The sequence below is a fragment of the Empedobacter sp. UBA5528 genome, assembly GCF_002426075.1.
Taxonomy (GTDB): Bacteria; Bacteroidota; Bacteroidia; order Flavobacteriales; family Weeksellaceae; genus Empedobacter; species Empedobacter falsenii_B.
In genome coordinates, this window is the sequence record NZ_DINY01000057.1 from 23,356 (window position 1) to 34,840 (window position 11,485).

The following is an 11,485-nucleotide window of genomic DNA, read 5'->3' on the forward strand; positions in this document are numbered from 1 at the left end:
TAACCTACCTCAACTTATGTACAAACTAAAACATTCTTCGGATTGTTTTAGTTTCTTTGATTCTACAAAAGACATTATATTAGCTCAAATAAACTCAACATCTCAATATGTTAAAAAGTAATAGTGCTTTAAAAAATCTTTTATTTCAACTTATAGTCGTCATTTTATGCGCTATTAGTGGAATTGCTAATGCACAAGAAGTACTGATTAATTTTGAGAATCAATATAATAAAACAGCTCCTAATTCTATTGAACGATACGAAATAACAGGAAAATATGCGCAAGCTTTATTATTTAATAATCAAAAAGAAAAAGCTTTCGCTGTTTTGAAACAAAATATTTCTAGCGCCGAAAAACTGAGTGATGGAAAATATGCTGCATATTTACATGCTGTTTCTGCAATGAATAATCGTATTGATGATAATTTGAATGCAACAAATTATAATTTGCAAAAAGCAATTTATTACAGCGGACGCACAACTGATTATTCAACAAAAGGATATGTTAAATATTGCGAAGGATGGTTGAATTTAAGAAACAATGAAGACTCTAAGGCTGTAAAAAACTTTATTGATGGTCTTAAATTTCTAGATAAAGCTACTGTTACGCCAACTGTTCTTACACGAATGAGTTCTATTTATAACGAATTGACTGGAATTTATTCGAGATGGGATGATTATGAATTACAAGAAAAGTACAGCAAACTTGCTCTAGAAGTAGCACTTAAACAAAATAATCCTAATTTAATTTTTGCTTCTTATATGTCGATTGGATACATGTACGAGCAAAAATTTATGCAAAATGAGAAAAATATTTTTGTACGAGATTTAGCTGAAAAATATTATACTAACGCTATAAATACGTATTATAAAAACAAAAGTGAAATGGCTACAGCGACAGACTTGTCGTTTGTAGCTATTAATCTAGCCAATTTATATCTTCAGTTTTATCCCAAAAACTATCAAGTAAAAGTTATCAAATATGCGTATTTAGCCAAAGAAATTGCTGAACAAAATCATCAATCCGATCACGTTGCTGCTGCTAATGGTATTTTAGCAGAATTATCTTTACAAAATAACGAAGTTTCTACTGCAAAAAATTATTTACTTAATTCGCTTATAAAAGTCAACGAGAATACAATTCCAGACAAGAATATTCTGCTTTCTCTGTATTTGAGTTTATCTGATATTGAAGATCGTGAAGGAAATTACAAAGAAACCTTGCGTTATTATAAATTGTACACTTCCACTTACAAAGAAATTTATGATAACGAGCAAGCGCAAATCAGTAAACGTTTGGAAGCACAGTTTGATAAAGAACGTCAGCAACAACAAATGATTCGTTTGCAATTAGAAGCTGAGAAAAAAGAACAACAAATTCAACTAATGCATTCATTAGGAATTCAACAAGAACAAGAATTAGAAAATTCTAGATTAAGTGAAGAATTTCAACGTAAACAATTAAAATTAACTCGATTAGAATCCGATAAACGTTCACAAGAATTAACGATTTCTGAACAAAATTTAAGGCTTTCTAAACTAGAAAATAAAAATAGAAAGGATGAATTGGTTAATTATATCACCGAACTTAATTTCAAAAATAAATTAAACAAATATTACATCTTTTCGATTATCTTTTTCATCGCCTTACTTGCTCTTTTGCTTTATGCCTTAAAACAACGCAACAAACATCTAAAACAACGTGAAGAATTGTATAAATTGGAAATTGAACAAGAACGTCAAAATTCTAAAATATCTACTTTAACAGCACTTCTTGATGGTCAAGAGCAAGAACGTGCTCGTCTTGCACGTGATTTACATGACGGTTTAGGTGGCTTACTTTCTGGAACAAAAATTCAATTAACGCATCTCAACGATAAAATTGACAATCATTCTAAAAAGGATATGGCAAAATCCATTCATCAATTAGATGGAGCAGTTGATGAATTGCGTCGTGTAGCACATAATTTAATGCCAGATTTGTTGTTGAAATATGGTTTGGAAGAAGCCTTAAAAGAATATGCAATCCGAATGTCAAATGAACAATTGGATATTGATGTTCAATTTTTGAGCTATACTAATTCTCTTGACAAAGAAAATCAATTATTGGTCTATCGTATCATTCAAGAATTAGTAAATAATGCCATTAAACATGCAAATGCAGCACAAATTATCATCCAATTTGTAGAAGATGAGACAAACTATTCTGTAACCGTTGAAGATGATGGGAAAGGCTTTGACATGAATAATACAAAACTAACGAAATCAGCAGGTTTACATAATATTCAATCACGCATTCAATTTTTAAAAGGACAATTAAATATACATTCAGAAATCGATTTAGGAACAAGTATAGAGTTCCAATTTCCTAAAATATAACTTATGATAAAAATAGCAATCACAGACGATCATCCTTTATTATTAGAAGGTTTGCGAAATATTTTGAGTAATCAACAAAACTTACAAGTGGTCGATTGTTATGCTTCGGCTCAACAATTACAAGAAGCCTTAAAAACAACAGAAATTGATATTCTTTTGTTAGACATCAATTTATCGGATACTAATAGTATTGAATTGATTAAACCTTTCAAGAAAAAATATCCTGATATGCACATTATTATGTTGAGCGTACACAATGAATACGCTGTAATTAATAGTTGTTTGGAAGAAGGTGCTTCGGGTTATATTCAGAAAAATGCTTCTGTTGACGAAATATTAGAAGGAATTAATTCTATTTTTGATGGAAAGAAATTTCTTTGTTCACAAACCAAAAATGTGATGAGTAAAAAGGAAAAAGATGGTTTGAATACGATTCCGAAATTGACGCGTCGCGAAAAAGAGGTTTTAATTGAAGCTGCACAAGGATTAACAACACAACAAATTGCAGATAAGTTATTTATTAGTACACATACGGTAGATAGTCATCGAAAAAATTTGATCGAAAAATTTAAAACATCAAATTTAAGTTCAGCAATCACATCAGCAATAGAATATGGATTGATTTCAAAACCTTAAAAAATACCTATAAATAGGGATATTTTAATTCTAAAATTTTTATCAATTTTGAAAAAGAAATAACAATCTATATTTCAACCACTAAACAACCCAAAATAAGATTACTAACCAATTCTTATTACCTTAACTACATCTATTGAAAAATCGCTTAGTTCTCTACTTAAGCGATTTTTTTTATATTACTAATTAACTAAAAGTCGTGAGCTCTTCCGTCTTTATTTTTGCAAAAAACTGAGAAATAGGAAGGTTAAAATTAGATCAAGTAAGTTTTCAAAACGATTTTTCATCTAAAATGTAAAAAAACAAGTATCCAGAAAGGATTCAACAATTTCTTAAGAAGAAACAGAATTTTTTATCTAGAAGTAAAATTGAAATCAAAAAACCAAACTTTCATAAAAATTTGGCTTATAATTTTATCGAAATAATTCTAAAATTTCGTCTACTGTAACCTTTCCAAAATAATCTGTTACATCAATAGAATTCAGAACTTTTGTAATTTCTTCTTCGTTATGTTTAACACCAATTAGTTTATTTTCTAAACCTTCAATCGGTTCTGAAGCGAAGAAATCACCAAATATTTTAGCTTTTTCAATTATTCCGCCTCGCTCTACATCCAAGTGAACTTCAATAAAACCTGCTGGAATTTTCTTTGCATTTTTGAAATTATATTTTGGTGAAAAACCAAAATTCCAATCCCATGTTTGGTATTTTTCTTCAATCAATTTCGCAATACCATTCAAATCTTCGATTGTTAAATGATAAATTGTCGCTCCTTCATTTGTTTCTAACATTTCATCAATCAACAAAGCTTTCAACTCGTCCGTCGTCATTTCATTTGGAAAATATTCGATCAAATTAATCACACGTGCACGATTAGATTTGATGGCTTTATCCACATATTTTAATGGATTAATTTTTAATGCATCGCCTAAAACTGACATGTCCGAATTAAAAAGTATCGTTCCGTGTTGAATCATTTTTCCATTACGAGCCAATTTTGCATTTCCACTAAACTTTTTACCATCAACTAACAAATCGTTTCTTCCTTCCAATTTTGCAGGAACATTCAAACTATTTAATAATTTGATGATAGGCTCGGTAAATGTTGAAAAATCCATAAAATCATTCTGTCCTAATAATGTGTGAAAAGAAAAATTTAGGTTCCCTAAATCATGATAAACAGCTCCACCACCCGACATGCGACGAACAACTTTGATATTATTCTCAGTCACATAATCCAAGTTAATTTCTGCCAATGTATTCTGAAATTTTCCGACAATTATTGACGGAGCATTGATATACAGCAAAAAAATATCTTCTGTTGGATAGTGGTACAATAAATATTCTTCTAAAGCTATATTGAAATACGCATCATGAGATGGCGAATCGATGATAATCATACAATTTATTTTTGCAAAGTTAGGAAGAAATTTATGGAATGAAAAAGAGACAACTTTCCTAAAAAAGTTGTCTCATCGCATTTATAATATAAACTATTAAAGAGAATATTAAATGTTTGTCATCATCTAAATCCCTGTAAATTTAATTCCTAAACTCATCCAAGTTGTTGGCAACGGAATGGCTCCAGCTTCGTTATACGTAGTATTAAAAATGTTTTGTGCATCAAAATAAATACTCAAATTATTTTTGAATGAATGATTAATTCTTGCATCAGTAATCCAATAAGATTTATATGATTGACGTGTATTATAACGATTCGCTAAACTTAAAGTAGTTCTTCCGATTGCATAATCTATTGTATTGATTAACTGATGTTTTAAACTTTCTATTTTATATTTAGAATTGTATTGATCATCAACATTTTTAAACTCAGGATCAAGATAAGAATAGCTCAAAGAAAATTTCAAACTCTGGTTCGCAGAAAGGTTTGCTAAATATGAAACCTTCGTATTAAATCCATGTGTTCTCAAATCTCCAAAATTTTGCGCTTGCCAAGGTTCATTAGATGTTAAACGTACCCAATCGATAAAATCTGTGATCGAACGATAAAAATAATAGGCATTAAACGTCCAATTTCTTTTGTTGTATTTGAAACCAATTTCTGTTTGAAATGCCTTTTCAGATTCAACATTTGCATTCCCAATATTTCCTGGTCGCTGATCCAAATATAAATCTGTAAACGAAGGAATTCGCTGACTTGTACCTGCATTTACCATTAATTTCAAGTTCGAATTTACCGCATAACTCGCATCAATTCCTGGAAATGCTTGCCAACCATATTGCGAATTATAATTAACATATGTTCCGACATTTACATTCAATTTTGGTGTAATATCCGTTTTATATTCCGCATAAAATCCAACATTATCGCGTGTATGATTTTTGATACTAGTTGATGAAATTTGCTCATTTCGGTATTCAACTCCTACTCCAATTTGACCTTTATTCAATTGATACGTCGAATTTACTTCTCCCGAAATAGAATTTGAATAATGCAAAGAACGTGCTTTACTCAAATCATTTTTATAATAGCGATAATCATCAAAATTGTAACGATAACTCACTCGTGGTGCTAATGAAATTCGATCCGATAATTTATGTTTTGATTGAATATTAACTAACGTTGTTTCTACCAATTCTTTCGAATTTTTATCACCAGGTGAAGCATAAAAACCATTTGATCCGAAACCATTTTTCACATAACCATACGAAGCAACTAAACTATTTGCATCATCAAACTGAAAGTTTCCTTGATAATACAATTTATTGTTTTCGTATGCTGTATTGTATCGGTATCCATTTCCCCAATCGTGACTCACATACAACTGATGTTGATGCGTTTCTTTTGCCAAATTCGCGCCAAGTTGCACACCTCTACTTGTATAGGTATCGTCCGTATCTTCACTATCTTTCTTAAAATTTGTTCCAAAATAAGTATTCGCATAAACTCCTGTTTTCTTTGGTTGACGCGTGACAATATTTATCACACCTGTCAAACTATTATTTCCATAAACACGAGCAGCCGGACCACGTACCACTTCAATTCTGTCAATCGCCTCTAGTGGAATGGGAAGATTTAGCGCATTATGAGCTGTTTGATGATCCATAATTTTTGCACCATTCAACAAAATCAATGTTTGCTCAAAACTTCCACCATCCATCGAGATATCAGCTTGCGTTCCGAATGGACCACGTTGACGCAAATCTATTCCAGATGCATACTGCAACACATCTTGTAAAGAACGTGCAGGTAATTTGTTAATTTCTGATTTACTTAATACATAAATGTTTCTATTTTCTTTAGAAAGTGGCGTATTCAGACGGTTATCTAAAATAGAAACTTCACCTATCGCAATGGTATCATTCACATTTTGTGCAAAAATACTTTGTGCAGCTAAACACAATACCATAGTAATCTTCTTCATTTTTACTAATTATTTAATTAATTGAGTTAAATCTGACGCAAAAGTAGTACCTTTCCGATCTGCCATAATATACCAGTTTACAGATAATGAATAGTCCGGCTGAAATACCATACAAAAGTTTTATCGAAATCGAACGTAATTCGGATACACCGATTTATCTTCAATTAGCGAATCAACTGGCTAAAGCTATACAATTAGGCTATATTCCAAGTGGAACAAAATTACTTGGAACGAGGCAATTAAGTGAGATTTTAACACTTCATCGCAATACAATTGTCAATAGCTTTCAAGAACTTGAAGCCCAAGGTTGGATAGAAATCGTTCCAAATAGAGGAAGTTATGTATTGAGTCACGCCTCTCAACAGTTTCAGAAAACGATTGTTCCAAAACAGTTTTCAATCAATTTGTATCCTGATAGAACGGGTTTTCAATTTGAAGAATCGATACTTTTGGATAATCCGTACGAAAATTTTAATCAACGATTATATTTAACAGATGGATCAATCGATCATCGGTTAGCAGAATTAAAACTTCCTGCTAAATTATATTCAGCTATTTTAAAACGAAAAACTTCAATTTCAAAAGTAAATCATTCCAAAAATGATTATTTTTTAAAGAATTTAGCGAATTATCTCAATTTAACACGAGGTTTACATATTTCGAAAGAAAATATTTTGGTAACGAGAAGTTCGGAAATTTCACTTTTTTTAATTGCTGAAATTCTACTAAAACAAAATGATTTTGTCGCTGTCGCAAATTTAAGTTACTATAAAAGTAACATGATTTTTCAGACACAATTTGCTAAAATCAAACAAATAAAAACGGATCAATTTGGAATTGACACCGATGATTTAAGAAGATTATGCGAGCAATTTCCGATACGAATTGTTTACGTTACACCGCATCACCATTATCCTACAACGGTTACATTAAGTTCGCAAAGAAGAGTTGAATTACTACAACTTTCGCAGGAATTTGGTTTTGCAATTGTGGAAGATGATTACGATTTTGATTTCCATTACAGCAATCATCCAATTTTACCTTTGGCAAGTTCGGATCAAAATGGAATGGTTCTTTATACTGGAAAATTTGGTCATTACCTTGCACCAGGTTACCGAATTGGATTTATTGTAGCACCGAAAAATCTAATTCTTGAAGCGAAGAAACACTTATCAATTCTTGATCAACAGGTTGATCCATTTATCGAACAAGTTTTAGGTGAAATGATTAGTGAAGGTGAAATAAATCGAATCCTAAAAAAACATCGTAAAACCTATCGAGAACGACGCGATTATTTTTGTCAGAAATTGAAAACGGAATTAAATGATTTTATCAGTTTTACTAGTCCAAATGGAGGTTTAGCTGTTTGGATTAATTTTAATCAACCTATAAATTTAATGGAATTAAAACGAAATTGTTTAAAAAATGAATTGTTTATTCCACAAACAATTTTATATCAAACCCAACATCAAACTGGAATTCGCCTTGGATTTGCGCATCTAAATTTTGAAGAAATAGATGAAGTAATTTCAATTTTGAAACAAGAAATCACAAAAAAAGCTGAATAAATTTCAGCCTTTATATTTTTATGTAGGATTAATTACAATTAATCTAAAATCAATGTAATAATTAATTCCTATAAAATAAATCAACGCTAAAAAAGCATAAATTATAAATTGTTTTGATAGTCTGATTTTGAATTTTTTTAGCATAATTCCAACCAAAAAATTAAGTATAATCAACTGTAAAACAACTAAAAATGAATACTGAATTATAAAATACATAACACTAGAAAAATTTACAATACGAATTGAACCATAACTTTTGTAGGATTCGTGAAGAAATAATACTAAACAACTTACAAAAGAAACAATAAAACTAAATAGTACAGAAATTAAAAATGTTTTAAGTATTGGTTTCATTATTTTTTATCTCTCAACTTGAATGTCCACGTAAACTGAAACTCTGAAACAATATCTCCTTCCTCGTCTACGCCTCTACTTGTCACATTTAGCGATACACCTTTCTTCGTTTCGATCGCTTCTTTTATAGCTGCGTCTATTTTTTCTCCATCTTCGCAAGTAAACACAATTTTACCAATAGCTTTTTTCAAATACTTCGATTGCATTCCCAAAACCAACATCGATATATCTTCACCTGATTTAGAAATCTTAGCATTTGCCATCAAACCAGAAGAAAATTCTGCTGCCATTCCTTGCACCGCCCAAAACATACTTTTGAACGGATTTTGATTAAGGAATCCATATTTTACTCGTAACGAAACTTTATTTTCTTCCCACGATTCCAAACGAACTCCAGCAATCCACGCAATCGGAATTTGAGTTGTCAGTATATTTTTAAAAAATTCTTTGTTCATATTCTCATTATATCAAAAAGGGTTAATATAATAAAAGTAAATGTTTTATTTGATTTTCTTCAATTATTGAAGAAATTAATTCTAAAGTTATTTATTCATTACGCCTTATTCTACTAGGAGGAGAAGATGCAATTCATCGATATTTAGAGCGCAAAAAAGTAATCAAAAAACTCTTGTCTTTCATTCTCGACTTTAGATTATAAATAATGATATCGTTCTTCTATCACCGTATATCAATCAGGAATAGTAATTCGTCAATTAATTTATTTTTTTACTATTAAAACTCCTCTCTTTGGCAAAAAAAGATGAAAAAAAACATTTTAATTTCCGCGTTTAGTTTATTGACTACTTTCTTGAATGCACAAAATAAAATTAGAGGTAAATTAAAAATGGAATATGTTCCATTTTCCAATTATATACGTCCAATAGATAGTTTAAAAACAGATTCTAAAAGCGATTTCAAAAAAGCAGAAGTGAGTTTGAAAATTCCTTTATATACGAAAGAATTGAAAGATGGAAAATATAGCAACTGGTCTTTGCTATTTAGTACTGCATATGCAAGAATGAACAATAAAAATTATGAAGAACAATTATTTCCTTCAGAAATGTTGAATAGTCAAATTGGTTTACAATACTTTTCACCTATTAGTTCTTCATGGTCTATTTTGACAATGGCTTCAGTAGGTATTTACACTGATATGGAAAATATATCTACCGATGATATTTTGGGTCAAGGAGGTGTTTTATTTATTAAACATTTTAATCCAAAATTAGCTTTAGGGTTAGGACCTGTATTATCGAATAACTTTGGAGTTCCTATGGTAATGCCAGGAATTTATTTTGATTGAAAAACTGGAGGTGACAAATTCAATGTGAATATTAATTTTCCAGAAGGTGTAGAAGCAGGTTACCAAATGACAACAAACTTTGCTTTGAAAAGCGTGGTAAATCTTAGTGGAATGGTTGCTGAAAGATCCAAAGAAGGCAAATCATTATTAGTAGGTTATCAGCAAGTTGTTGCTGGTTTACGTCCTGAAATAAAATTGAGTAATTCGCTAAAACTCCAATTAACAGGAGGAACGACTTTGGTACGATCTTTTTCTGAAAATGAAAGAAACTTAAAGAGTCTTTTTAGAAAGAAGGAAATTGCAGATCCTCGTTTTTCGACAACCTTTTATTCTGCGCTGAGTTTACGTTGGAACTTACCTTAATCACATAAAACAGCCTCAAAATTTATTGAGGCTGTTTTTATTTACTAATTAATTTTTTATAAACAACTTGATTAAGTAACTCATCCTTTTTATTCCTAGAAATAGGAAGTTCATGTTTGCCAATATAAATTCGACCTCCAGAAATTATCTCTATATGTGTAACATTCACTAAGAAAGATTTATGTATTCGAAAAAAATGATTCATTGGTAAAGATTCTTCTAATACTTTCATGGTTTGGTGAATTAGAATAGATTTATCTTTGAAATGTAGTTTTACATAATTTTGCATACTTTCTACATACAGAATATCTACCCAAGAAATTTTGGTAAAAGTATCTCCTTGTCGTACATATAGAAAGGGATCATTGAGAATAGTTCCATGCTTTATTTTTTCGTTAAGTAAAAATATTTGATAAGCTTTATTAACAGCTTGATAGAATCGGTTGAATGCAATTGGTTGAATGCAATTGGTTTTAGTAAATAATCAACTACTTGCAATCGAAATCCTTCAAGAGCATATTCGGAATAAGCGGTAGTGAAAATACAAAGTGGTGGATTTTCGATTTGTTCCAAAAATTCGAGACCAGAAAGATAAGGCATATTAATATCCAAAAAAATTAGATCAATTGTGCTTTCTGTAACATATGTAGTTGCTTCTAGAGCTGTTGAACAAGTTTGTATAATTTCTATAAAATCAATTTGTTCCGCCATATCTTTGATATGCTGACGAGCCAAAGGTTCATCATCAACAATCAAGCATTTCATTTTTCTTGAAATTAGATGTGTTGTAGTCATGTTGAAGATAAATTAATAGTTAAATAGACTTTATATAATTGTCCATTTTCAGTAATATTTAATTGATAAGCTTCAGGATAAATTAAATTTAGTCGCTTTTTTACATTTTGTAATCCAATTCCACCTACACTTTTAGATTGAATAGGAATTTTAGCATACGTATTTTCGATACTCAAATGAATTTGATTGTTATTTTCGTTAAAGTTTATTTTGATAAATCCTTTATAATCGGGAACTCTACTTACATGTTTAAATGCATTTTCTATAAAAGGCACCAATAACAAAGGAGCAATCATCGCTTTTTTATTCATTATGGTGAATGAAGTGGAAACATCAATTTCATTGCCCCAGCGTAATTTTTCTACATCAATCAAATCCTTTAAATACTGAATTTCATTCTCTAACACGACTTCGTTTTTGTTGCATTCATAAAGTTGATAACGTAAAATATCCGAGAATTTAAGTAGTAAGAATGAAGCTAGTTCGGTATCCTTTTTCAATAAAATATGAATATGATTCAATATGTTAAACATCACATGAGGATTAACATGATCTTGTAATAATTTGAGTTGATTTTCTAAATGATCTTGTTGAAGTAAAATATGATCACGCTCAATTTTTCCATGTTCTTGATAAAAACGAATTCCACAAGCAGTACCAATTATTAATAAAGATGCAGGTGTCGTACTTCATGACTTCGTA

The 11,485-nt window shown here is 30.2% G+C and carries 7 protein-coding genes and 2 pseudogenes; 4 read left to right on the plus strand and 5 right to left on the minus strand.

Annotated elements, in window-relative coordinates; genetic code table 11:
• Nucleotides 1–107: 107 nt before the first annotated feature.
• Both B4L98_RS12285 and B4L98_RS12290 read left to right on the plus strand, forming a co-directional pair.
• The gene (locus B4L98_RS12285) at nt 108–2,378 is read left to right on the plus strand and encodes a histidine kinase (RefSeq protein WP_291049286.1); all 2,271 of its coding nucleotides are present in this window, start codon (nt 108–110) and stop codon (nt 2,376–2,378) included.
• A gap of 3 nt (nt 2,379–2,381) precedes the next feature.
• Entirely contained in the window at nt 2,382–3,014 is a 633-nt protein-coding gene (locus B4L98_RS12290; protein WP_125349324.1) for a response regulator transcription factor, read from the plus strand.
• A gap of 413 nt (nt 3,015–3,427) precedes the next feature.
• Here the strand turns inward: B4L98_RS12290 and B4L98_RS12295 are convergent, their stop codons facing one another.
• Nucleotides 3,428–4,414 carry a lipoate--protein ligase gene (locus B4L98_RS12295; protein WP_219035158.1) on the minus strand — a complete coding sequence of 329 codons (987 nt, stop codon included), beginning with the start codon at nt 4,412–4,414 and terminating at the stop codon, nt 3,428–3,430.
• 126 nt (nt 4,415–4,540) lie between these two features.
• Entirely contained in the window at nt 4,541–6,400 is a 1,860-nt protein-coding gene (locus B4L98_RS12300) for a TonB-dependent receptor plug domain-containing protein (protein WP_291059821.1), read from the minus strand.
• An 86-nt stretch (nt 6,401–6,486) separates the two neighbouring features.
• On the opposite strand from B4L98_RS12300, the gene B4L98_RS12305 reads away from it, so the two are divergent.
• Nucleotides 6,487–7,968: a PLP-dependent aminotransferase family protein gene (locus tag B4L98_RS12305; RefSeq protein ID WP_291078331.1), complete on the plus strand. Its 1,482-nt coding sequence runs from the start codon at nt 6,487–6,489 to the stop codon at nt 7,966–7,968.
• A 353-nt stretch (nt 7,969–8,321) separates the two neighbouring features.
• Here the strand turns inward: B4L98_RS12305 and B4L98_RS12310 are convergent, their stop codons facing one another.
• On the minus strand, nt 8,322–8,777 hold the full coding sequence (locus B4L98_RS12310) for a DUF4442 domain-containing protein (RefSeq protein WP_291078333.1): 456 nt from the start codon (nt 8,775–8,777) through the stop codon (nt 8,322–8,324).
• A 305-nt stretch (nt 8,778–9,082) separates the two neighbouring features.
• On the opposite strand from B4L98_RS12310, the pseudogene B4L98_RS12315 reads away from it, so the two are divergent.
• Nucleotides 9,083–9,988, plus strand: a pseudogene (locus tag B4L98_RS12315) (DUF6268 family outer membrane beta-barrel protein).
• Between the two features lie 37 nt (nt 9,989–10,025).
• On the opposite strand, the pseudogene B4L98_RS12320 reads toward B4L98_RS12315, so the two are convergent.
• Nucleotides 10,026–10,783: pseudogene (locus B4L98_RS12320) on the minus strand (LytR/AlgR family response regulator transcription factor).
• Nucleotides 10,780–11,448 carry a sensor histidine kinase gene (locus tag B4L98_RS12325; RefSeq protein ID WP_312068482.1) on the minus strand — a complete coding sequence of 223 codons (669 nt, stop codon included), beginning with the start codon at nt 11,446–11,448 and terminating at the stop codon, nt 10,780–10,782. Before B4L98_RS12325 ends, B4L98_RS12320 begins: the two are co-directional and overlap by 4 nt.
• Nucleotides 11,449–11,485: the final 37 nt, after the last annotated feature.